19 protein-coding genes are annotated in these 21,574 nt (G+C 67.2%); 13 read left to right on the top strand and 6 right to left on the bottom strand.

What is annotated here, in order from left to right; all coding sequences use genetic code 11:
- Window positions 1-5 precede the first annotated feature (5 nt).
- Complete coding sequence (gene fabA / locus ACQR0U_RS01620; protein WP_315716914.1) at window positions 6-527, bottom strand: 3-hydroxyacyl-[acyl-carrier-protein] dehydratase FabA; 522 nt, start codon at window positions 525-527, stop codon at window positions 6-8.
- A gap of 456 nt (window positions 528-983) precedes the next feature.
- Here fabA and irrA point away from each other — a divergent pair, with 456 nt between their 5' ends.
- On the top strand, window positions 984-1,454 hold the full coding sequence (gene irrA, locus ACQR0U_RS01615) for an iron response transcriptional regulator IrrA (RefSeq protein ID WP_315716966.1): 471 nt from the start codon (window positions 984-986) through the stop codon (window positions 1,452-1,454).
- Window positions 1,455-1,561: 107 nt separating this feature from the next.
- Here the strand turns inward: irrA and ACQR0U_RS01610 are convergent, their stop codons facing one another.
- Window positions 1,562-2,047 (bottom strand): SH3 domain-containing protein, encoded by a 486-nt coding sequence (locus tag ACQR0U_RS01610; protein WP_409977910.1) that lies wholly within the window; start codon window positions 2,045-2,047, stop codon window positions 1,562-1,564.
- A gap of 413 nt (window positions 2,048-2,460) precedes the next feature.
- Here ACQR0U_RS01610 and ACQR0U_RS01605 point away from each other — a divergent pair, with 413 nt between their 5' ends.
- Window positions 2,461-3,462: a 2-hydroxyacid dehydrogenase gene (locus ACQR0U_RS01605; protein ID WP_315716913.1), complete on the top strand. Its 1,002-nt coding sequence runs from the start codon at window positions 2,461-2,463 to the stop codon at window positions 3,460-3,462.
- 111 nt (window positions 3,463-3,573) lie between these two features.
- Here the strand turns inward: ACQR0U_RS01605 and ACQR0U_RS01600 are convergent, their stop codons facing one another.
- On the bottom strand, window positions 3,574-4,518 hold the full coding sequence (locus ACQR0U_RS01600; RefSeq protein WP_434872068.1) for a LysR family transcriptional regulator: 945 nt from the start codon (window positions 4,516-4,518) through the stop codon (window positions 3,574-3,576).
- A gap of 122 nt (window positions 4,519-4,640) precedes the next feature.
- Here ACQR0U_RS01600 and ACQR0U_RS01595 point away from each other — a divergent pair, with 122 nt between their 5' ends.
- Window positions 4,641-5,645, top strand: coding sequence for an aldo/keto reductase (locus ACQR0U_RS01595; protein WP_315716911.1), 1,005 nt, complete (start codon window positions 4,641-4,643; stop codon window positions 5,643-5,645).
- A gap of 219 nt (window positions 5,646-5,864) precedes the next feature.
- Here ACQR0U_RS01595 and ACQR0U_RS01590 read toward each other — a convergent pair whose 3' ends face one another.
- On the bottom strand, window positions 5,865-6,668 hold the full coding sequence (locus ACQR0U_RS01590; protein ID WP_316170093.1) for a HesA/MoeB/ThiF family protein: 804 nt from the start codon (window positions 6,666-6,668) through the stop codon (window positions 5,865-5,867).
- Window positions 6,669-6,821: 153 nt separating this feature from the next.
- Here ACQR0U_RS01590 and ACQR0U_RS01585 point away from each other — a divergent pair, with 153 nt between their 5' ends.
- Together ACQR0U_RS01585 and ACQR0U_RS01580 are read left to right on the top strand one after the other, a co-directional pair.
- Entirely contained in the window at window positions 6,822-8,180 is a 1,359-nt protein-coding gene (locus ACQR0U_RS01585; RefSeq protein ID WP_315751769.1) for a peptidoglycan-binding protein, read from the top strand.
- A 451-nt stretch (window positions 8,181-8,631) separates the two neighbouring features.
- Window positions 8,632-9,435, top strand: coding sequence for a ParA family protein (locus ACQR0U_RS01580; protein ID WP_315751768.1), 804 nt, complete (start codon window positions 8,632-8,634; stop codon window positions 9,433-9,435).
- A 122-nt stretch (window positions 9,436-9,557) separates the two neighbouring features.
- On the opposite strand, the gene ACQR0U_RS01575 is transcribed toward ACQR0U_RS01580, so the two are convergent.
- Window positions 9,558-10,040 (bottom strand): Crp/Fnr family transcriptional regulator, encoded by a 483-nt coding sequence (locus ACQR0U_RS01575; RefSeq protein WP_315825656.1) that lies wholly within the window; start codon window positions 10,038-10,040, stop codon window positions 9,558-9,560.
- A gap of 78 nt (window positions 10,041-10,118) precedes the next feature.
- Window positions 10,119-11,000: a bifunctional DNA-formamidopyrimidine glycosylase/DNA-(apurinic or apyrimidinic site) lyase gene (mutM, locus tag ACQR0U_RS01570; protein ID WP_315825657.1), complete on the bottom strand. Its 882-nt coding sequence runs from the start codon at window positions 10,998-11,000 to the stop codon at window positions 10,119-10,121.
- Window positions 11,001-11,105: 105 nt separating this feature from the next.
- Here mutM and ubiE point away from each other — a divergent pair, with 105 nt between their 5' ends.
- From ubiE to ACQR0U_RS01530, 8 genes are all read left to right on the top strand, one after another.
- The gene (gene ubiE, locus ACQR0U_RS01565) at window positions 11,106-11,867 is read left to right on the top strand and encodes a bifunctional demethylmenaquinone methyltransferase/2-methoxy-6-polyprenyl-1,4-benzoquinol methylase UbiE (protein WP_315716905.1); all 762 of its coding nucleotides are present in this window, start codon (window positions 11,106-11,108) and stop codon (window positions 11,865-11,867) included.
- Window positions 11,864-13,438, top strand: coding sequence for a 2-polyprenylphenol 6-hydroxylase (gene ubiB, locus ACQR0U_RS01560; RefSeq protein WP_315716904.1), 1,575 nt, complete (start codon window positions 11,864-11,866; stop codon window positions 13,436-13,438). Before ubiE ends, ubiB begins: the two co-directional genes overlap by 4 nt.
- A 168-nt stretch (window positions 13,439-13,606) precedes the next feature.
- Entirely contained in the window at window positions 13,607-15,034 is a 1,428-nt protein-coding gene (coaBC, locus tag ACQR0U_RS01555) for a bifunctional phosphopantothenoylcysteine decarboxylase/phosphopantothenate--cysteine ligase CoaBC (protein ID WP_434842492.1), read from the top strand.
- The gene (dut, locus tag ACQR0U_RS01550; protein ID WP_315751765.1) at window positions 15,031-15,489 is read left to right on the top strand and encodes a dUTP diphosphatase; all 459 of its coding nucleotides are present in this window, start codon (window positions 15,031-15,033) and stop codon (window positions 15,487-15,489) included. The genes coaBC and dut overlap by 4 nt, the downstream gene beginning before the upstream one ends.
- A gap of 186 nt (window positions 15,490-15,675) precedes the next feature.
- Complete coding sequence (locus tag ACQR0U_RS01545; RefSeq protein ID WP_434842491.1) at window positions 15,676-18,183, top strand: PAS-domain containing protein; 2,508 nt, start codon at window positions 15,676-15,678, stop codon at window positions 18,181-18,183.
- A complete protein-coding gene (tsaE, locus tag ACQR0U_RS01540; protein WP_434842490.1) occupies window positions 18,180-19,709 on the top strand; it encodes a tRNA (adenosine(37)-N6)-threonylcarbamoyltransferase complex ATPase subunit type 1 TsaE in 1,530 nt (509 codons plus the stop codon). The genes ACQR0U_RS01545 and tsaE overlap by 4 nt, the downstream gene beginning before the upstream one ends.
- A 184-nt stretch (window positions 19,710-19,893) precedes the next feature.
- Window positions 19,894-20,199: a PilZ domain-containing protein gene (locus ACQR0U_RS01535; protein WP_315716899.1), complete on the top strand. Its 306-nt coding sequence runs from the start codon at window positions 19,894-19,896 to the stop codon at window positions 20,197-20,199.
- Window positions 20,200-20,350: 151 nt separating this feature from the next.
- Entirely contained in the window at window positions 20,351-21,073 is a 723-nt protein-coding gene (locus tag ACQR0U_RS01530; RefSeq protein ID WP_315716898.1) for a nucleotidyltransferase family protein, read from the top strand.
- The last annotated feature ends 501 nt before the right edge of the window (window positions 21,074-21,574 follow it).

Below are 21,574 nucleotides of genomic sequence, written 5' to 3'. Positions count from 1 at the left end.
CCGGTTCAAGTCGGCGCGGCACCCTGCTTGAACAGGCCGACCTTCAGGTCCTTGGCGCGATAGATAATCTCGCCATCCATCGAAAGCCACCCGTCGGCAATACCGAGCACCAGCTTTGAGCGCATCACGCGCTTGATGTCGACGTTGTACACAACCTTGCGGGCGGTCGGCAGCACCTGGCCGGAAAACTTGAGATCGCCGAGGCCCAGCGCACGGCCGCGCCCCGCGCCGCCGGTCCAGCCGAGGTAGAAGCCGACCATCTGCCACATCGCATCGAGGCCGAGACAGCCCGGCATCACCGGATCATTCTTGAAATGGCAGCCGAAGAACCAGAGATCCGGCTTCACGTCGAGCTCGGCGCGGACGACACCCTTGCCGAACTCGCCGCCGGTCTCGGAGATCTCGACGATCCGATCGAACATCAGCATCGGCGGCAGCGGCAGTTGTGCATTGCCGGGGCCGAACAGCTCCCCGCGGCCGCAGGCCAGCAGGTCCTCGTATTCATATGCGCTGCGCCGATCCAGCATGCTTGGTGGCCTTTCTCAACGATCCCCGGTGGAATTTGTGCCGCGCGACATGGACCCTTCCCGCGCGCCGCCCCCTTCCGCGCCGCGCTGGCCGGTCATCGCGTCGGCACGAAGGCTGGGCCATCGCACTTGGCGAACATGACCGCTGTCAGCGGCGGGCCTAACGACGCCTGGATTCGCGCACATGGCCATCACGGCCGCCGGCGCTCACCATGGCAGGGCAAATCGGGTCCGGGCGCTCTCTAACATAGAGGATTGCGGCGTCAATGCGCGTATCCAGGTAAATCGACGCAGCACCAGGGCCGGCGCCCGAACCGGGCGGCAAATGCAGTTTAGGAGCGTTCTAGATACGTTAGTTGCGATAAGCTTGCATCTGAATGGGTTTCTTCCTATATCGGTTGTGGATGAGAGCGAGATTGTGCGGTGCTTGAAGTGGATGTCAGCAACAACGCCTCGATGAGTGGTCATGACCGCGGCAACCCGGATCTCGGGAACGGCCGGCAGCCAGCACTCAATGGCTGCCCATGGCACGACGTCAACGAGATGCTGCAGGCGGCCGGGCTGCGCCCGACCCGCCAGCGCATGGCCCTCGGCTGGCTGCTGTTCGGCAAGGGCGCGCGGCATCTGACCGCCGAAATGCTCTATGAGGAAGCGACGCTGGCCAAGGTTCCGGTCTCGCTCGCCACGGTCTATAATACGCTGAACCAGCTGACCGACGCCGGCCTGCTGCGCCAGGTCAGCGTTGACGGCACGAAGACGTATTTTGACACCAACGTCACCGCCCACCATCACTTCTATCTCGAGAACAACCACGAGCTGGTCGACATCCCGGACCAGCATCTGGCGCTGTCGAAGCTGCCGGAGGCGCCCGAAGGTTACGAGATCGCCCGGATCGACATGGTCGTCCGGCTGCGCAAGAAGCGCTGAGCCTCCGGAAGGTCTTCATCGAGGCATCATGCCCGCACCCGCTGCGGGCATTTTTGTGTCGGGAGCGCGTCAGGATGGAGGTCAGCGCCTTGCGCTGACCTGGGCCTTCAATTGACCTGCTCGTCGGCGTAGACGCCCCACAGCCGCTGCTGCTGGATCCAGCCTTCGAAACCATTGCCGAGCACGCGGCACCAGCCATTGCCGCATTTCTTCACCTGCGCGACAACGCCGGCCTGCAGCCGCGCTGTGACCGCGCTGGTCGCGTCGGCGCTCTCGTAGATCGGGGCGAGATCGTCCTTGTTCTTCATCGTGACCACCGCCGTGCGGCGCCCCGACAGCAACGAGTGATAGACCCACCCCTCCGAGCCTTCGGAATCGCGCACGCGGCGCCAGTTCTCATATTCCGCAGTGATCTCGACCGGCAGGCCGGAGCGCGTATAGACCCAGGCCACGTCGTTGTCCTTGGTCGGACCGGCGCGAACGTTCACATGATCCGACTTCAGGCTGACATAGCGCGGCACCGGCAGGCCGCTGGTGGTGAGAACGGAGTCCTTCGCCGCAACGCCGCCCCTGCCGACGGCAACGTCGAACAGACAGACCAGCAGCACCACGACAGCACCGAAACGCCACAACGTCAATTTACTCAACTCACTCTCCCTCGAAAGGATCGACCCGCGCTCCGATCAAAGCGGATTGCGTTGCGATCCTTCGCCCGATCCCCATCGAACCGCCCGGCTGCCCCCCTTCGTGCTCGGAGAGGGCTTGCCGAAAGCGCCAGTCCCGACCTGCCGTTGGCTTCTTGTCTTGGCCGGGCCTTCTGCTAGACAGGACCGAACACAAGCGGCCAGGAAGCGCCTGAGAATCGCTCGCGAAGCCCTGTCAGGGACGGATCGGCCCACCTGCGAGATCCGACACGACCAGTCCAGGGAAGCGCCGCTCTCAGGCGACGACGGTAGTTTCGGCGAACCCGGTTAATGAGGTCTGAAGGATCTCATGAGAGCAGCACATGTCAGGTAGGAAAAAGCCCCTCGTCGTGGTGACACGCAAGCTGCCGGACTCGGTCGAGACGCGCATGCGCGAGCTGTTCGACGCCAGGCTCAATCTCGACGACGAGCCGTTGAGCCAGGAACAACTCGCCGACGCCGTGCGCACCGCCGAGGTGCTGGTTCCGACCGTCACCGACCACATCAGCGCCGACATTCTCAATCAGCCCGATTGCAAGCTGCGCATGATCGCCAACTTCGGCAACGGCGTCGACAACATCGACGTCGCGGCGGCGGTGGCGCGCGGCATCACCGTCACCAACACGCCGAAGGTCCTCACCGAGGACACCGCCGACATGACCATGGCGCTGATCCTCGCCGTGCCGCGGCGGCTGATCGAGGGCGCCTCGATCCTCACCGAGGGCAAGAACTGGGCGGGCTGGTCGCCGACCTGGATGCTCGGCCACCGCATCGGCGGCAAGCGCTTGGGCATCATCGGCATGGGCCGGATCGGCCAGGCCGTGGCGCGGCGTGCCCGCGCCTTCGGCCTGCAGATCCACTATCACAACCGCCGCCCGGTCGCCCCCGTGATCGCCGACGAGCTCGGCGCTACCTACTGGGAGAGCCTCGACCAGATGCTGGCGCGGATGGACATCATCTCGGTCAACTGCCCGCACACGCCGGCGACGTTCCATCTGCTGTCGGCGCGCCGGCTGAAGCTGATCCGCAAGGACGCCTACATCGTCAACACCGCACGCGGCGAGGTGATCGACGAGGAGACGCTGACGCGGCTGATCGAGGCCGGCGACATCGCCGGCGCCGGTCTCGACGTGTTCGAGCACGAGCCCGCGGTGAATCCGCGCCTGGTCCGGCTCGCCAAGGCCGGCAAGGTGACGCTGCTGCCGCACATGGGCTCGGCCACCATCGAAGGCCGCGTCGAAATGGGCGAGAAGGTCATCATCAACATCAAGACCTTCCTCGACAACCACCGCCCGCCGGACCGCGTGCTGCCGAGCATGTTGTAGGCCCGTCACTCGACCCCACAATCAGTGTCGTCGCTGCGAACGCAGGGACCCGTACCGCGTAATGTCCGCGTGGGACATCGCTGGTCGTCATCGTCTCGTTCACGCTGGTGGTTATGGGTCTCGGCTCAAGGCCGGGACGGCAGCTGGGTACGGGGCGCCTGCGCGCTTCCGCCACTCCCCGACGAACGCGACGAACGCCGCCAGCGCCGGCGGCGGTTGCCGGCGGCTCGGGTAATACAGATACGGTCCGGGGAACGGCGGGCACCAGTCGTCCAGCACGCTGACGAGACGGCCTGCCGCCAGCGCATCGCGCACATGTCCCTCGAATGTCGCCCAGTAGCCGACCCCATCACAGGCGGCGCGCATCGCCAATCCGAGCTGCACCGCGATCAGCCGGGCCGGCGGCGCGATCCTGATCACCTGCCCGTCTTTCTCGAACTCCCAATCCAGCATCGCGCCGGACGAGAAGCGCGTGCGAATGCAGCCTTGCTGCAGCAGGTCGCGCGGATGCGCGGGACGGCCATGCTGCGCAACATATTGCGGTGAGGCGACGATGGCGTAGCGCTGCGTTTCGCCGAGCGGCACGGCGATCATGTCCTGCGCCAGGTGCTCGCCATAGCGCACGCCGGCATCGAACCCGGCCTGCACGATGTCGACGAAGCCGCTGTCGGCGACGATCTCGAGCTCGATCAGCGGATAGGCCTGAAGGAACGGCGCGACCATCGGCGCCAGCACCAGATCGACCGCGGGCGGCGGCGCATTGATGCGCAGGCGCCCCGCCGCGACCTGCTGCTGGCCGCGCACCTGATGGATCGCCGCTTCGATCTCGGCCATCGCAGGCGCGAGCCGTGCCAGCAGCGCCTCGCCGGCCTGCGTCAGGCCGACGCTCCGCGTGGTCCGGTTGAGCAGCCGGACGCCGAGCCGCTGCTCCAGCTCCTTGAGCCGCTGGCTGAGGCTGGATGCCGCGAGTCCCTGCTCGCGCGCAGCGCGGCGGAAATTGCCGCTGCGAGCCACGGCAGCGAAGGCTTGAAGATCGCGGAGGTCCGGCTCGCTCATTGTTCGATATGCTGAACAGTCCATTCGGAATTGTCCAGCTTTTCGAGCCGCGAAAATGCGCCGATATCCGCGTTGTCCGGGCGGGCCAGCAGGCCGCCTGCGCCAGCAATAGGAGATTGATCATGCAAACCCGCCAACTCGGCTCGACCGGCCCCGACGTTTCGGTCATCGGACTAGGCTGCATGGGCATGTCGGACTTCTACGGCCCCACCGACCGGTCCGAGAGCATCGCCACCATCCACGCCGCGCTCGACGCCGGCATCACGCTGCTCGACACCGGCGACTTCTACGGGATGGGCCACAACGAGATGCTGATCCGCGAGGCGCTGGCCTCGGCCGGTCCGCGCAACGTGCAGATCTCCGTGAAGTTCGGCGCCCTGCGCGGCCCCGACAAGAGCTGGCTCGGCTATGACAGCCGGCCCGAAGCTGTCAGAACCTTCCTGTCCTATTCGCTGCAGCGGCTCGGCGTCGACGCCATCGACATCTACCGCCCGGCGCGGCTCGATCCCAAGGTGCCGATCGAGGACACGATCGGCGCGATGGCCGAGCTGAAACAGGCCGGCTACATCAGGCATATCGGGTTGTCGGAGGTCGGTTCAGAGACGATTCGCCGGGCGCACAAGGTGCACCCGATCTCGGATCTGCAAATCGAATATTCGCTGATCTCGCGCGGCATCGAGAGCGACATCCTGCAAACCTGCCGCGAGCTCGGCATCGGCATCACCGCCTATGGCGTGCTGTCGCGCGGGCTGATCAGCGGGCACTGGTCGATGGACCGCGCCAACGCTGCCGACTTCCGTGGCCATTCGCCGCGCTTCAGTGGCGACAATCTCGATCGCAATCTCAGCCTGGTCGACACGCTGCGCAGCCTGGCAGGCGAGGTCGGCGCCACGCCGGCGCAAGTCGCGATCGCCTGGGTGGCCGCGCAGGGCAACGACATCGTCCCGCTGGTCGGCGCCCGCCGCCGCGACCGTCTCGACGAGGCGCTCGGCGCGCTCTGCGTCAAGCTCACCGAGGTCCAACTCGCCGCGCTGGACAAGGCCTTCCCGATTGGTGTCGCCGCCGGAGAGCGCTATCCGGAGGCGCAGTTGGTGCATATGGACAGCGAGCGCGGTCAGCCGGGCTGAGCGTCATGCGAGTCCAGGTCGCGCAACAAACTCGGTGTCGTCCCCGCGAACGCGGGGACCCATACCGCGTGATGTCTGGAACAGGCAGATGACCCGTTCCGCGCGCCTCATTGCATTCACGGAGTATGGTCCCGGATCGGCGCCCGACGACGCGTTGCGTCGCCGGGCTTGTCCGGGACGACAGTGAATTTGTGGCGCGCCTCTCGACTCAAGCGGCCATCACTTCCGATGCGCGCTCAAGTCCGCAATGACTGGCCCGTCACCATTCAGCGGATTGGCCGGATCGCGCCCATAGCGCAGGGTCTCGAACCGCATCGTGCGCGCGTCCAGCATCAAGAGCCGTCCCACCAGCCCCTCGCCGAAGCCGACGATCTCGCGGATCGCCTCCAGCGCCATCATCGAGCCGAGCATGCCGGCGAGCGCACCCATGACGCCCGCTTCGGCGCAGGCGGGCACCGTGCCCGGCGGCGGCGGCTCGGGGAACAGGCAGCGATAGGTCGGATTAAACTGGCCCTTCTCATTCCGCTCATGCGCGCGGATCGTCGTCAGCGACGCATCGAAGGTGCCGAGCGCGCCGGTGATCAGCGGCTTCTCGGCCAGAAAGCAGGCATCGGAGACGAGATAGCGGGTGTCGAAATTGTCGGAGCCGTCGAGCACGAGATCATAAGCGCCGATCAGATCGAGGGCGTTGTCGGCATTGAGCCAGGTCCGATGCGCCATGACGCTCACATGCGGATTGAGCGCGTTGATGCGCTCGGCAGCGCTCTCGACTTTGGGTCTGCCGATGTCGGGGGTCGCATGGATGACCTGGCGCTGCAGATTCGACAGCGACACGACGTCGTCGTCGACCACGCCGATCGTGCCGACGCCAGCCGCGGCGAGATACATCAGCGCCGGTGCGCCGAGGCCGCCTGCGCCGACCACCAGCACCGCAGCGCGCTTCAGCGCCGCCTGACCGGGACCACCGACATCGCGCAGCACGATGTGACGGGCATAGCGCTCCACTTCTTCGTCGCTCAGCATCGTTCCACCACGCCCTTCCGCTGCCGCACCGCTGTCAGCCCATTGCCGGCCCATGGCGAAGACGGCGGATCTCCGCACTGAACCCTCGCCGGATTGTGACCGACCAAGCAGATGTGCTTATTTAGCGGCGCGGCAAGAGCATCGGGATTTGTCATGAGACGGCTGGCCACGGCAACCTTCATCTGCGGGATCGCCGCATGCGCGTCGGCGCAGGCACAGACGCCGCAGGGCGCGTCGCCGGGCGCCAAGCCCAAGCCCGTCGCGACCCAGCCGGCGCGCCCGGGCGTGCAGGCTCCCGCCGACACCGCCAATGCGATGAGCCAGGCCGAGCGGCTCGCGCTGCAATCCGATCTCGCCTGGGTCGGCCAGTACAATGGCGCGATCACCGGCGACGTCAGCGAGCGCATGGTCAACGCGATCAAGGAATACCAGAAGCTCGTCGGCGGCAAGCCGACCGGCGTGCTGAACCCGCAGGAGCGCGCCGTGCTCGCCGACACCGCGCGCCGCAAGCAGGAGGGCGTCGGCTGGAAGCTCGTGACCGAGCCGGTCAGCGGCGCACGGCTCGGCATTCCCGCAAAGCTGGTGCCGCAACAGACCAGCGACGGCACCGGCTCGAAATGGACCTCGCCCACCGGCACCGTGCAGGTCGTGCTGTCACGCCGCAAGGAGGCGAACCCGACCACCGCGGCGCTCGCCGACCGCGAGAAGAAGGAGCCCGGCCGCACCGTCGACTACAGCGTGGTGAAGCCCGACTTCTTCGTGCTCTCGGGCCTGCAGAACCTGAAGAAGTTCTACATCCGCGGCACCTTTCGGGGCGACGAGGTGCGTATCCTGACCATCCTCTACGATCAGGCCACCGAGAACACGGTCGAGCCGGTCGTGATCGCGATGTCGAGCGCTTTCACCGCGTTTCCGTCGACATTGGCCGCGCAGCCCGCGCCACGGCGCCGCGTCGATTACGGCACCGGCATCATCGCTACCCAGGACGGCGCCATCATCGCCGATCGCGAGGTGACCGATGCCTGCGTGGCGATCACCATTCCCGGTTTCGGCCATGCCGAGCGCGTGGCCGAGGACAAGGAGCGCGGCCTGGCGCTGCTGCGCATCTACGGCGCGCGCGGCCTGAAGCCGCTGGCGCTGTCGGGCGGCAGTGCGAAATCGTCGGTCGACATCGTCGGCATCGCCGATCCGCAGAGCCAGGGCGGCGGTGCCGCGATCAGCACCGTCAAGGCGCAGCTCGCCGGCAATGGCGCCGGCGACGCCTCGCTGGCGCCGGCGCCCGGGCTCGGCTTTTCCGGAGCGGCGGCGCTCGACGGCGACGGCAAGTTCGCCGGCGTCACCTTGCTCAAGCCCGGCGTCCTCGCCGGCACGGCGCTGATCCCATCGACGCAGGTCGTGATGGTCAGCGCCGATGCGACGCGCGCCTTTCTCGCCACGCATGGCGTCAAGCCCGACGGAACCTCGCTCGACGCCAAGGCGGCGACGGTGCGCGTGATCTGCGTGCGGAAGTAGCGCCTGCGCCAAACCGGTCCGGCATCGCGATCATGCCGCCGCGCCCTGCGGCGCGGCGGCGTTTACGCAATGTTAAGCATGTCGTTTTAGAAAAAATTAAGGGCCCAACGGCGGCCGGCGGGGATCGGACGTGCAGCATCGCGACTGCATGGGATGATGCTCGGCGATGCCGATCGCTCGCCCGCGGCTCGCTGCCACTCAACTTCCTAGCACCTTGCTATCAACTCGGAACGGCTCCCGCCGTAGTCAACCGGTCTGTGCAGGCACAGGCCGAGCGTGAAATAGTTCGAACAGTTTTGTCGGCGTGCTGATTCGGACCACCGCGATCGCTCTTCATGAGTTGGATCGGGCCGGGACTGTCCTGAGCGAGAATAGCTCTGCACCGCGATCGCGATGCGCTCAGCTTTGGCGTTCTCATAAGTTCCGTCAACATCCGAAGGACTGTCTCCCGATGTACACGATCGTTTTGGCCACGCAGAAGGGCGGCAGCGGCAAGAGCACGCTGGCGATTGGTCTGGCCGTGGCGGCCCAGCAGGCCGGCCACAAGGTGCGCGTGATCGAGACCGACCGTCAGGGCACGCTGACCAAATGGCAGGCGCGCCGCGCCGCGAGCGAGCCGATCGTCGAAGCCGTCTACGATGCCAAGACGATCGAGCCTCGCCTCGAAGCGCTGGCCCGCGACGGCGTCACCCTCTGCGTGATCGACACCGGGGCCGGCATCACGGCATCCACAACGGCCGCGATCCGCCACTGCGATCTGTGCCTCATTCCGGCGCGTCCGAGCGTCGCCGACATCGAAGCGACGGCACCGACCTTGAGCGTCGTGCGCGCCTGGCGCAAGCCGTTTGCCTTCGTGCTCAACCAGGCCCCGATCCGCGGCGGCCATCGCGTCACCGATGCGACGACTGCACTCGACGCCGACGCGCCGCGCGACATCGCAGAAGTGCTGGCGCAGCCCTTCATCATGATGCGCAACGACCACCAGGACGCGCTCGCCGCCGGTCTCGGCGTCAGCGAATTCGATGCGGCCGGCAAGTCGGCGCAGGAGATTCGCAGCCTGTGGCGCTGGACCGCGGGCAAGCTCGCCGGCGACCACGTCATGCATGACGCTGGCGAGCTGAAGGACGCGAGCGAGCACGCCGAGGTCGAATTCCCGATCATGCTGACGCCGCCCGCCGAGGAAGCGAAGCTGCCGGTGACGCGGGCCTACCCGACCTGGGCCGACAATGGCATCAACTGGAAGGCGGGGCTGTAAAGGCGGGCTGTGGTCGTCATCGGATACGAGCTACCGCAAATGCGGTGCGCTCCCTCGCCCCGCAAGCGGAGCGAGGGAAACATCACCGACCGCGGGATCGAGTCCACCGAATCCAACCGGGCCTAGCGCTCTCCAGCCTCGCGCATCTCCAGCTGCTTGATCCGCGCATCGGCGCGACGCAGGCGGCGGCATAGCTCGCGATTGATGTTCTGCAGCACGATCACATAGGCGTGGATGTCAGCCTTGTAGAAGGCATACAGCTTTTGCGCCGTCAGCTCGTACAATACGGTCGGCGCTTCCGCGACGACGGTGGCCGATCTGTTCTGCATGTCGAGCAGGGTCATCTCGCCGAAGAAATCGCCGGGCTCGAGACGCGACATATGGATCGCAACGCCCGTCTCCAGGCGCTCGCTCACCTCCAGCGTGCCGCTGTGCACGACGAACATCGAACGACCCGCCTCGCCTTCGGCGACGACCACGGCGCCGCTCTCGAACTCACGCGCGACCAGCATCGAGACCAGCAGATCGAGGCTCGCATTGGGCAGGCCGCCGAAGAACGGCGTCGCGAGCAGGAATGCTTTCAGATCGGGCGAGCTGACAGCCATGGCGGCAGTATACCCCCACCCCCGTCCGTCACAAGCAGACTGGGGCAAGCCGGCCATGCCGGCTCGTCGGCCGCTGCATCACTTCTGGCACTTCGGGCACCAGAACGTCGACCGCCCGTTCTGCACGAAACGCTTCACCACGCCCTCGCAGCCATCCGTCCGGCACGGCTCGCCCTCGCGGTCATAGACCTGGAACGAGTGCTGGAAATAGCCGAGTTCGCCTGATGTCTGGCGGTGATCGCGCAGCGACGAGCCGCCGGCGCGGATGGCCTCGTTGAGCACGGCGTGGATCGCTTCCACCAGACGCCTGGCGTGATCCGTGGGCTCGCCCTTCTTCGTTGCCAGCGTTGCCGCCAGCCGTCGCGGCGACAGATGGGCGCGGAACAGCGCCTCGCAGACATAGATGTTGCCGAGCCCGGCGACGACGCGCTGGTCGAGCAGCGCCGCCTTGAGGCTGGTCTTCTTGCCGGCACAGGCGCGCGCCAGCATGGCGGCATCGAATTCGTTGCCGAGCGGCTCGGGCCCGAGATCCTTCAGATGCGGCTCGGTCTCGATCTCGCCGCGGCCGATGATCTTCATGAAGCCGAAGCGGCGCGGATCGTTGAACACGATGTCGGCGCCAGACGACATGTGAAACACGACATGGTCGTGCACGCTGTCCTTGCCGCGCGGATAGTGAAACTCGCCCGGCGTCTCCTCGTGCTCCGGCTTGATCACCCGGAACGAGCCGGACATGCCCAGATGCATCAGCAGCACGTCGCCGGAGCCAAGGTCGGCCAGCAGATATTTGGCGCGCCGGCCGAGTCCCCTGACGGTCTGGCCCTGCAGGCGCTTCGCAAAATCGGGCTGGAACGGAAACCTGAGATCGCCGCGCCGGGCCTCGGCCTTGACGATGACGGCGCCTTCCATGACGGGCTGCAGCCCGCGCCGGACGGTCTCGACTTCGGGCAGCTCAGGCATGCCGGCTCATTTCACCTTTTGCATCCGCAACCATTCACCTTGTCCGGCTGACGTGATAGCGCCTTGGCCGCATCAGCGCTATGGTGCCGTATCGGAGTAAGGGTGATGGATCAGCCGGACCAAACCACTCATTTCGGCTTCAGGGACGTGCCTCTGGGCGAGAAGCAGACGCTGGTGAACGACGTGTTTCACAGCGTGGCACAGCGCTACGACCTGATGAACGACCTGATGTCGGGCGGACTGCACCGCGTCTGGAAGGACATCATGATCAACACGCTGAACCCGCCGAAGAGCGACGCGCCGTTTGCGCTGCTCGACGTGGCCGGCGGCACCGGCGACATCTCCTTCCGCGCCGCCAGGAAGGCCGGCGCTGGCTTCCATGCCACCGTGTGCGACATCAACAGCGACATGCTCGAGGTCGGGCGCCAGCGGGCGCTGAAGCAATATCTCGACGACAAGGTCTCGTTCGTCGAGGGCAATGCCGAAAAGCTCGCCTTTCCCGACCGGTCCTTCGACGCCTATACGATCGCCTTCGGCATCCGCAACGTGCCGCAGATCGAGCTCGCGCTCGCCGAGGCCTTCCGCGTGCTCAAGCATGGCGGCCGATTCCTGTGCCTGGAATTCTCCACCGTCGAGATGCCCGGGCTCGACAAGCTCTACGACCTGTTCTCCTTCAACGTGATCCCGCAGCTCGGCCGCGCCGTCACCGGCGATGCCGAGTCCTACCGCTACCTCGTCGAATCGATCCGCCAGTTTCCGCGCCCCAGCGCCTTCGCCGAGATGATCTCGGCGGCCGGCTTCTCCCGCGTGTCCTGGCAGACTCTCTCCGGCGGCATCGTCGCGCTTCATTCCGGCTGGCGTTTGTGATCTCCGCACTCACCCACATTACGCGGCTCGCCCGGGCCGCCTTCGTGTTCGCGCGCGAGGGCGTGTTCGGCGCCGTCGATCCGAGCCTGGCGCCGCCGCCGGGCCAGCTCGCGCTGAAGCTGGCGCGCCTCGTCGAGCGCCCCGGCGCCAAGTCCGGGCCAAGATTGTCGCGGGCGCTGGAGCGCATGGGCCCGGCCTATCTCAAGCTCGGCCAGTTCCTGGCGACGCGGCCCGACGTCGTCGGCGTCATCATGGCGCGCGACCTCGAATCGCTGCAGGACCGGCTGCCGCCATTCCCGCAGGCCGAGGCCGAGGCGGTCATCGCCACCGCGCTCGAGCGCCCGATCAGCCAGCTGTTCACGCATCTCGGTCCTCCGGTCGCCGCCGCCTCGATCGCGCAGGTGCATCGCGGCGAGGTCGAGCGCGACGGCATTCGTCGTCCGGTCGCGGTGAAGGTGCTTCGGCCGAACGTCGCCTCGCGCTTCCGCCGCGACCTCTCCGATTTCTTCTTCGTCGCCGAAAAGGCCGAGGCGCATTCGTCGGAGGCGCGGCGGCTGCGGCTGGTCGAGGTCATCAACACGATGTCGCGCTCGGTCGCGATGGAGATGGACCTTCGCCTGGAGGCCGCTGCGCTCTCCGAGATGGCGGAAAACATCAAGGACGATCCGGACTTCCGCGTACCCACGGTCGACTGGGATCGCACCGCCAACACCGTGCTGACGATGGAGTGGATCGACGGCATCGCGCTGAACGATCACGCCCGGCTCGCGGAGGCCAATGTCGATCTGCCCGACGTCGGCCGCAAGGTGATCCAGAGCTTTCTCCGCCACGCGCTGCGCGACGGTTTCTTCCACGCCGACATGCACCCGGGCAACCTGTTCCTGGACCAGCAGGGACGGCTGGTCGCGGTGGATTTCGGCATCATGGGCCGGCTCGGCATGAAGGAGCGGCGCTTCCTCGCCGAGATCCTGCTCGGCTTCATCACCCGCGACTATCGCCGCGTCGCCGAAGTGCATTTCGAGGCCGGCTACGTGCCGCCGCATCATTCGGTGGAGAATTTCGCCCAGGCCATCCGCGCCATCGGCGAGCCGATCCACAACCGCACGGCCGAAGAAATCTCGATGGCCAAGCTGCTGACCCTGCTGCTCGAGGTCACCGGCCTGTTCGACATGCGCACCCGGCCGGAGCTGATCCTGCTGCAGAAGACCATGGTGGTGGTCGAGGGCGTCGCGCGCGGCTTCGATCCCAAGCTCGACATCTGGAAGGTCGCCGATCCCGTGGTGCGCGAATGGATCGAGCGCAATCTCGGCCCGCTCGGCCGCATCGAAGGCGCCGTGTCCGGCGTCGGCGACCTGGTCCGGCTCAGCGCGACCCTGCCCGTGCTCGCCGCCCGCGCCGCCGCCGTGCTGGAGCACATGGAGACCATGACCCGCGACGGCCTGCGCCTGTCGCCGGAAACCATCGCCGCCATGGGCCGCACCGAAGGCAAGAAGAGCCGCTGGCGCGCCATCGCGCTGTGGGTCATCGCGCTGACCTTCATCGGCATTCTGTTCGCGGTGCTCAGGCTGTGACCTGAGAGCCCCGCTCTCTCCACTAGTCATTCCGGGGCGCGCGAAGCGCGAGCCCGGAATGACGGCGGCAAATAGCTAGGCTCACCAATCGGCATTATGTCTACTGATTGCACTGCTGTCATTTTCTGCTAGCATTGCCTTCACAAGGGCAATGCTGGGGAGGCGGTCATGGCGAGCCTGACCATCCGCAAGCTGGACGACTCTCTCAAGACTTATCTGCGACTGCGCTCGGCGCAGAACGGGCGCTCCGTCGAAGAGGAAGTCCGGGTCATCCTGCGCGCGCTGATCGAGCCCGCCGATCCATCCGAGCCGCCGATGGCGCCGCCTGCTCCAGCCAACCTGTCCGCTCCGCTCGTCCCCCAGCCCGGCCAGGCGCGCGAGGCTCGCGTCACCCTGATCATCGGCGGCGGCATCGCCGCCTACAAATCGCTCGACCTGATCCGGAGGCTCAAGGAGCGCCACATCCACGTCCGCTGCGTGCTGACCAAGGCGGCGACGCAATTCGTGACCGAGCTCGCCGCATCGGCGCTGTCGGGAGATCGTGTCTTCACCGATCTGTTCGACGCGCGCAGCGAGTTCGACGTCGGCCACATCCGGCTCGCGCGCGACTGCGATCTCATCGTGGTGGCACCGGCGACCGCCGACCTGATGTCGAAGATGGCGCACGGCGCCGCCGACGACCTCGCCAGCGCCATCCTGCTCGCGGCGAGCCGGCCGATCCTGCTGGCGCCGGCGATGAACCCGATGATGTGGAGCAATCCGGCGACGCGCCGCAACGCCGCGACCCTGCAGCGCGACGGCGTCCAGATGATCGGGCCGAACGCCGGCGAGATGGCGGAGAAGGGCGAGGCCGGTGTCGGCCGCATGGCCGAGCCGACCGAGATTGCGGACGCCGTCGTCGCCATGCTCAAGCCGCCTGTGCCGCGCCCGCTCGCCGGCCGCCGCGTACTGATCACCGCGGGCCCGACCCACGAGCCGATCGACCCGGTGCGCTACATCGCCAACCGCTCCTCCGGCAAGCAGGGCTTTGCGATCGCCGCCGCCGCGCAGGCCGCCGGCGCCGACGTGCGGCTGATCGCAGGACCGGTGGAGCTTGCCGACCCCAGGGGCGTCAGCGTCACCCACGTCGAATCGGCGCGGCAGATGCTCGACGCCGTCGAGGCCGAGCTGCCCGCCGACGTCGCGATCTTCGCCGCGGCGGTGGCCGACTGGCGCGTCGCCAATGAGGGCGGCCAGAAGCTGAAGAAGACGGACAAGGCGATCCCGCCGCTGACGCTGGTCGAGAACCCCGACATCCTCGCCACGATCTCGAAGCTGAAGGAGAAGCGGCCTGGTCTCGTCATCGGCTTCGCCGCCGAGACCGAGCACCTGATCGACAACGCGAAGGCAAAGTTCGCCCGCAAGGGCTGCGACTGGATCGTCGCCAACGACGTCTCGCCCGCGACCGGTGTGATGGGCGGCGACCGCAACACCGTACATCTCTTGACGAAGGACGCCGATGGCGTCCATGTCGCGTCCTGGCCGATCATGACCAAGGACGAGGTCGCGACTGCGCTCGTCGCCGAGATCGCCAGAACCATGGGACCCGTTGCGTGACACAGACGATCGCGATCGACGTGCAGATCCTGCCGCATGGCGAGGGCCTGCCGCTGCCGGCCTATCAGACCGCACATGCCGCGGGGCTCGATCTGCTCGCCGCGGTTCCGCCCGATGCGCCGCTCGTCCTTGCGTCAGGCAGCCATGCGATGGTGCCAACGGGACTGTCGATCGCGCTGCCCGACGGCTACGAGGCCCAGGTGCGGCCGCGTTCGGGGCTCGCTGCGCGGCACGGCGTCACAGTGCTGAACTCACCGGGCACAGTGGACGCGGACTACCGCGGCGAGATCTGCGTGCTGCTGATCAACCACGGCAAGGAACCGTTTACGATCCGCCGCGGCGAGCGCATCGCGCAGATGGTGATCGCCGCCGTCGCGCGCGCCGAGCTCAGCCTCGCGACAACCTTGACGACGACCGCGCGCGGCAGCGGCGGCTTCGGCTCGACGGGCCGTTGAACTACGGGCTGGCCACTGTTCCGACTCGAAAGAGTCGATCGGCGGACGCATTTTCCTCAGGCGCAACCATCGTTCACGGTCTGGACTCTTACCGCTGGAGTCCCGAAGCGGTTATGGTTGATTGATTCGTGAGACGGCGCGGTCGACGCGATCGGCGCCCGGAACTTCGTGCGGTTTGGGGCAAATATGTCGGGCGTGATCGTGGTGATGCGTCAGACGCTGCTGTCGTGCACGTCACTTGCGCGCAAGGGCCTGATGGGTCTCGCTGCGACTGCGCTTGCGCCGGCGACACCGGGCTTCGCAGGCGATGGCGTGCCGCCGGATGCGATCACGACGCTGTTCGAGCTGAGCCGTCCTGATATCGCCGAGGTCACGGCGATGCTGGCGCTGCTCGGCTTCTCCGTCGTCGCCGCGGTCGCGCTGGTGCGCACGCGTCTGGCGGCCGGCCGGAAGGAAGCGCGGCTGCGCGCCGACGTCGCCGGGCTGCAATTGCAGGCCGATCGCTACCGTGCGCTGCTGTTCGCCGAGCCGCAGATCCTGATCGCCTGGCCGGCCGGCGGCCACCGCCCGCAGATCTCCGGCGACACCTCGATGCTGGTACCGCAGGATCAGCCGCAGCGCATTCTCGCCTTCGGAACCTGGCTGCCGCCGGAGCCCGCGCTGCAGCTCGACCGCGCCGTCGACGCGCTGCGCGAGGCGGGCGAGGGCTTCATGCTCAATCTCACCACCTCGCACGGCCATGCCATCGAGGCGATGGGCCGCGCCATCGGCGGCCAGGCCATCGTGCGCATCCGCGAATTGTCCGGTCTGCGCCGCGAGCTCGCCGAGACGCAGCTCCGCTTCAAGGCGCTCGGCGAGGAGACGGAGTCGCTGCGCGCGCTGGCAGCGGCGCTGCCGTGGCCGATCTGGGCACGGCACGCCAATGGCGCCCTCGCTTACGTCAACACCGCCTATGCCCGTGCCGCCGATGCCCGCGACGTGCCGGACGCGATCGGCCGCAACATCGAGCTGCTCGACTCGGCCGACCGTATCGATCTGCAGCGCGCGCTCGCCACCAACGGCCGTTTCGAGGGCCGGCTGCCGATCGTGACCGGCGGCGAGCGCCGCATGTACGACGTGCGCGCCTTCATGCTGGGAAACGGCAGCGCCGGCGTCGCCATCGACGCCAGCGAGGCGGCGGCGCTGGATGCGGCCGTGGTGCGGATGCGGGAAGCACACCGGCGCACGCTCGATCAGTTGTCCTCGGGCGTAGCCGTGTTCGACGGCCAGCGCCGGCTCGCCTTCTACAACGACTCCTATCGCCGGCTGTGGCGTCTCGATCCCGCCTTCCTGGACAGCCAGCCGGATGACTCGTCGGTGCTCGACCGTCTTCGCGCCGCGCGCAAGTTGCCCGAGCAGGCCGACTTCCGGGCCTGGAAGGCCAAGCTTCACGAGGCCTATCGCGCCGTCGAGGCCGCCAAGGACACCTGGTTCCTGCCCGACGGCCGCGCGCTGTCGGTCGTCACCACGCCGAACCCGGAAGGCGGCGTCACCTATCTGTTCGACGACGTCACCGAGAGCTTCGCGCTTGCCCGCCGCTTCGACGGCTTGATCCGGGTCCAGCGCGAGACCCTCGACAGCCTTGCCGAGGGCGTCGCGGTGTTCGGCTCGAACGGCCGGGTCGAGCTGTTCAATCCGGCCTTCGCCAAGATGTGGCGGCTGTCGCCGGATCAGCTGCGCGAGCATCCGCATATCGACACCGTGGAATCCTGGTGCCATCAGCTCTATGACGATGCGGTCGCCTGGCGCACCATCCGCGAGGCGATCACGTCGATCGAGAACCGGCTCGACGTTGCGCTAAAACTCGAGCGCAAGGACGGCAGCGTGCTCGACTGCATGAGCCGCCCGCTGCCCGACGGCGCGACCATGCTGACCTTCCAGGACATCACCGACACCGAGAATGTCGAGCGAGCCCTGCGCGAGAGCAACGAGGCGCTCGAAGCCGCCGGCCAGATGAAGATCGACTTCGTCCACCACGTGTCCTACGAGCTGCGCGCGCCGCTGACGACGATCATCGGCTTCGCGCATTTCCTGTCCGATCCGTCGACCGGGCCGCTGACGCCGAAGCAGGCCGAGTATCTCGACTACGTCACCAAATCCACCAACGCGCTGCTGGCGCTGACCAACAACATTCTCGACCTCGCCACCATCGATGCCGGCGCCATGAAGCTCGAGCTCGGGCCGGTCGACGCCGCCAAGGCGATCGAGGCCGCCGCCGAGGGCGTGCAGGACCGGCTTGCCACGGATCGCATCCGATTGACGATCGCGGTGGACCCCGACGTCGGCTCCTTCGTCGGCGACGAGCGCCGCGTCGTGCAGGTGCTCTACAATCTGCTCGCCAATGCCGTCGGCTTCTCGCCGCCGGATTCGAGCGTCGTCGTCAGCGCCCGCCGCACCGACCACAGCGTCATCTTCGCGGTCACCGATTCCGGCCCCGGCATTCCGCCCGAGGTGAAGGACAAGGTGTTCGAATGGTTCGAGAGCCATTCGCAGGGCTCGCGCCATCGCGGCGCCGGCCTCGGACTGTCGCTGGTGCGCTCCTTCGTCGAGCTGCATGGCGGCAGGGTGCGGATGGATTCGGTGGTCGGCAAGGGCACCACGGTCACCTGTGACTTCCCGACCGACCACGTCGCGCAACGCAACGCCGCGGAATGACGGACCAGCTGACATTCACCACCACGCTGGCGGATGAGACCGCCACCGCCGCCCTGATGGCCGATCTCGCGCTGCTGATCGGCCCGGGTGCACTGATCACGCTCACGGGCGATCTCGGCGCCGGCAAGACGGCGGCGGCGCGGGCGATGATCCGCTATCTCGCCGGCGACGACGAGCTGGAGGTGCCGAGTCCGACCTTCACTCTGGCGCAGAGCTACGACCTGCCGAGCTTCCCGCTGGTGCATGCCGATCTCTATCGCATCAGCGACGCATCGGAGCTCGAGGAGATCGGCCTGTCGCCGCTGCCGGAGGCGACCGTCGTGCTGATCGAATGGCCGGAGCGCGCCGGCGGCACTCTCCCGCTGGATCGCGTCGACATCGCGCTGCGCCACGATCCATCGCAGGGCGACACCGCCCGCAGCGCCGAGATCACCGGCGGCGGCAAGGCGGCCGCGGTGGTTGCACGGCTGAAAGCCTTGCGCGAATTCCTCGCCGAGGCCGGGCACGCCAAATCGCGCCGCGAGCGCATGGCCGGCGATGCCTCGACCCGCTCCTATGCGCGGCTCCACAAGGGCGAGCGCGTCTCCATCCTGATGAACTCGCCGAAGCGGCCCGACGGCCCGGCGATCTACAACGGCAAGCCCTATAGCGGCGCCGTGCATCTCGCCGAGGACGTCCGCCCATTCGTCGCGATCGCCGCCGCCTTGCGCGGGCGCGGCATCTCGGCGCCGAAGATCAACGACGCCGATCTCGGCCACGGCTTTCTCATCACCGAGGATCTCGGACGCGAGGGCGTGATCGAGGGCGACCCGCCACGACCGGTCGTGGAGCGCTACGAGGCCGCGACCGATCTGTTGGCCGCGCTGCACGCGCAGGACGTCCCCTCGGTGCTGCCGCTGGCGCCGCAGGTGACCTACGAGGTCCCGACCTTCGACGTCGAAGCCATGCTGATCGAGATCGGCCTGATGCTCGAATGGTACCTGCCCGACCGTGGCGTGGAGCTGTCGCAGGTGCGGCGCGCCGAATTCCTGGAAATATGGCGCGAGTTGCTGGAGGCGCCGCTCGCATCTAAGCCGACCTGGGTGATCCGCGACTACCATTCGCCCAACCTGCTCTGGCTGCCCGCGCGCGAAGGCATCGCCCGCGTGGGCGTGATCGACTTCCAGGACGCGGTGATGGGACCGCCGGCCTACGACGTGGTCTCGCTGGCGCAGGACGCCCGGATCGACGTGCCGGCAGAGCTCGAGCGGGCGCTCCGAGAGCGCTACATCGCCGCACGCCAAGCGGCGTCGACGGAGTTCGACGCCGACGCATTCAGCGCCCACTACGCGGTCATGTCGGCCCAGCGCAACACCCGCCTGCTGGGTACCTTCGCCCGCCTCAACCGCCGCGACGGCAAGCCGCAGTACCTCAAGCACCAGCCTCGCATCTGGGACTATCTCCACCGGTCGCTGGCGCACGCGGCGCTCGACCCAGTCCGCGACTGGTACGCGGCCAACGTGCCGCCACCGGCAGGGGTGGCTTAAGGCAGCGTCTCGCAGCACCACCGGTGCGCTCCCCCTCCCCCTTGCGGGGAGGGGAGCCGATCGCCGCCGTGGAGAGAGAACGCGCCAAAACCGCGCACCTCCGTGGCTTTACCGGTTCTTAGCCATCCCCCTTTACCTTGCGCCCGTGGCGCCGGTTGCGCGCCGCGCGTGAATGGAGGTTGCGATGGCAGAGCGGATGAAGGGCGAACGCGTCGTCTTCGAGCGCGGCATCCCGGCTTTCATGATGGGCATCGACGGCACCTGGCGGCGCAACTGCACCATCGAGGACGTCTCGGAGACCGGGGCGAAGCTGACGGTCGAGGGCTCGGTCGAAGGCCTGCACCTGAAGGAGTTCTTCCTGCTGTTGTCGTCGACCGGCCTGGCCTACCGGCGCTGCGAGCTGGCCTGGGTCAATGGCGACCAGATCGGCGTCACCTTCCTGAAGCAAGGCAAGAAGAAGACCAACAAGCGCGCCGCGGCCGAAGCCTGACCGAGCCACGACTGCGGCATCTTGCATTCACGATGGCCGGGCAGCCGTCGCATATTCGTCATCGGCCCGGGCTATCGCAACCGGCCGAGACGATAGATATTTTTGCGTGGTATGATTCGCACATGCCACCGTTGATCGAGATGCCCTGAAGATGCCCGTCAAGCCGCACAAAGCCATGGTCCTCGCCGCCGGTCTCGGATTGCGCATGCGCCCACTGACGGAGACGATGCCCAAACCGCTGGTGCGCGTCGCCGGTCGCCCGCTGCTCGACCATGTGCTCGACCGCCTCGCCGAAGCCGGCGTCACCGAAGCCGTCGTCAATGTCCACTATCTCGCCGACCAGATCATCGCGCACACGGCCGCGCGCAGCACGCCCCGCGTGATCATCTCCGACGAGCGCGACCAGGTGCTCGGCACCGGCGGCGGCGTCGTCAAGGCGCTGCCGCTGCTCGGCCACGAGCCGTTCTTCCACGTCAACTCCGACACGATGTGGATCGAGGGCGTGCGCCAGAACCTGTCCCGGCTCGCCGACGCGTTCGATCCCGAACGCATGGACATCATGCTGCTGATGGCGCCGACCGCGACCTCGATCGGCTACGCGGGTCAAGGCGACTACGCGATGCTCGCCGACGGTACCTTGCGCAAGCGGCGGGAGCATCAGGTGGTGCCGTTCGTCTACGCGGGCGCCGCGATCATCTCGCCATCGATCTTCGACGGCGCGCCGAACGGCGAGTTCTCGCTGACGAAGATGTTCGACAAGGCGAACGAGCAGGACCGCCTGTTCGGCCTCCGCCTCGAAGGCGTCTGGATGCATGTCGGCACGCCGGCCGCGGTGGCGGAAGCGGAAGAGGCTCTGATGGAGAGTGCGGCGTAGCGGACTGCCCGACGGGCGAATCAGGTCGGCGCGTTGCGCGATTTGCTCCACCTCGTCGGCGCCGACCCTGCGCTGGGATCACTCAAATCATCTGCGTCGAGAAACGATTTTCGTCCGCACATTCAACCCGATCCCGCTCGTCGCGTCCGACGCGCACAAAATTCTTCTTTCGCTTTTACAGAATTCATGTTCTCTCATGCGCATCCCGCCTCGTTGCGAGGGGCGTATCGCGGTCGTCACGGACGTTGAGCGCGGGATGCGATGGCCTGTCAGGATTGCAGCGTGCTTTCGGGTGCGCGGACGAACGGTTCGGGCAGGACGGCGAAATCGTAAGGTCCCGGCATCCCGACGCTGATGCCAAGCTCGCGCCGCTGCTGACGCTGCGCGCGGGCGACGGTGGCTACAAGCCGGCACACCGAGGAGAGGACGTATAAGCCGTAACACCGTCGCGCAGGGAAGGCCGGGTCGTTCCGGCTGAACCTGTGGTTCCTGCCCCGTGCA

Origin of the sequence: Bradyrhizobium sp. HKCCYLRH3097 (assembly GCF_051167875.1) — a bacterium.
GTDB lineage: Bacteria > Pseudomonadota > Alphaproteobacteria > Rhizobiales > Xanthobacteraceae > Bradyrhizobium.
Note: the sequence above shows the minus strand (reverse complement) of the source record. Positions and strands in the feature narration are given on the sequence as shown.

Excerpts from the sequence above, each read along its gene's own strand:
- fabA (WP_315716914.1), bottom strand. The coding sequence starts at position 527 with ATGCTGGATCGGCGCAGCGCATATGAATACGAGGACCTGCTGGCCTGC.
- irrA (WP_315716966.1), top strand. The coding sequence starts at position 984 with ATGAGTGGTCATGACCGCGGCAACCCGGATCTCGGGAACGGCCGGCAG.
- ACQR0U_RS01605 (WP_315716913.1), top strand. The coding sequence starts at position 2,461 with ATGTCAGGTAGGAAAAAGCCCCTCGTCGTGGTGACACGCAAGCTGCCG.
- ACQR0U_RS01600 (WP_434872068.1), bottom strand. The coding sequence starts at position 4,518 with ATGAGCGAGCCGGACCTCCGCGATCTTCAAGCCTTCGCTGCCGTGGCT.
- ACQR0U_RS01595 (WP_315716911.1), top strand. The coding sequence starts at position 4,641 with ATGCAAACCCGCCAACTCGGCTCGACCGGCCCCGACGTTTCGGTCATC.
- ACQR0U_RS01590 (WP_316170093.1), bottom strand. The coding sequence starts at position 6,668 with ATGCTGAGCGACGAAGAAGTGGAGCGCTATGCCCGTCACATCGTGCTG.
- ACQR0U_RS01585 (WP_315751769.1), top strand. The coding sequence starts at position 6,822 with ATGAGACGGCTGGCCACGGCAACCTTCATCTGCGGGATCGCCGCATGC.
- ACQR0U_RS01580 (WP_315751768.1), top strand. The coding sequence starts at position 8,632 with ATGTACACGATCGTTTTGGCCACGCAGAAGGGCGGCAGCGGCAAGAGC.
- ACQR0U_RS01575 (WP_315825656.1), bottom strand. The coding sequence starts at position 10,040 with ATGGCTGTCAGCTCGCCCGATCTGAAAGCATTCCTGCTCGCGACGCCG.
- mutM (WP_315825657.1), bottom strand. The coding sequence starts at position 11,000 with ATGCCTGAGCTGCCCGAAGTCGAGACCGTCCGGCGCGGGCTGCAGCCC.
- ubiE (WP_315716905.1), top strand. The coding sequence starts at position 11,106 with ATGGATCAGCCGGACCAAACCACTCATTTCGGCTTCAGGGACGTGCCT.
- coaBC (WP_434842492.1), top strand. The coding sequence starts at position 13,607 with ATGGCGAGCCTGACCATCCGCAAGCTGGACGACTCTCTCAAGACTTAT.
- ACQR0U_RS01545 (WP_434842491.1), top strand. The coding sequence starts at position 15,676 with ATGTCGGGCGTGATCGTGGTGATGCGTCAGACGCTGCTGTCGTGCACG.
- tsaE (WP_434842490.1), top strand. The coding sequence starts at position 18,180 with ATGACGGACCAGCTGACATTCACCACCACGCTGGCGGATGAGACCGCC.
- ACQR0U_RS01535 (WP_315716899.1), top strand. The coding sequence starts at position 19,894 with ATGGCAGAGCGGATGAAGGGCGAACGCGTCGTCTTCGAGCGCGGCATC.
- ACQR0U_RS01530 (WP_315716898.1), top strand. The coding sequence starts at position 20,351 with ATGCCCGTCAAGCCGCACAAAGCCATGGTCCTCGCCGCCGGTCTCGGA.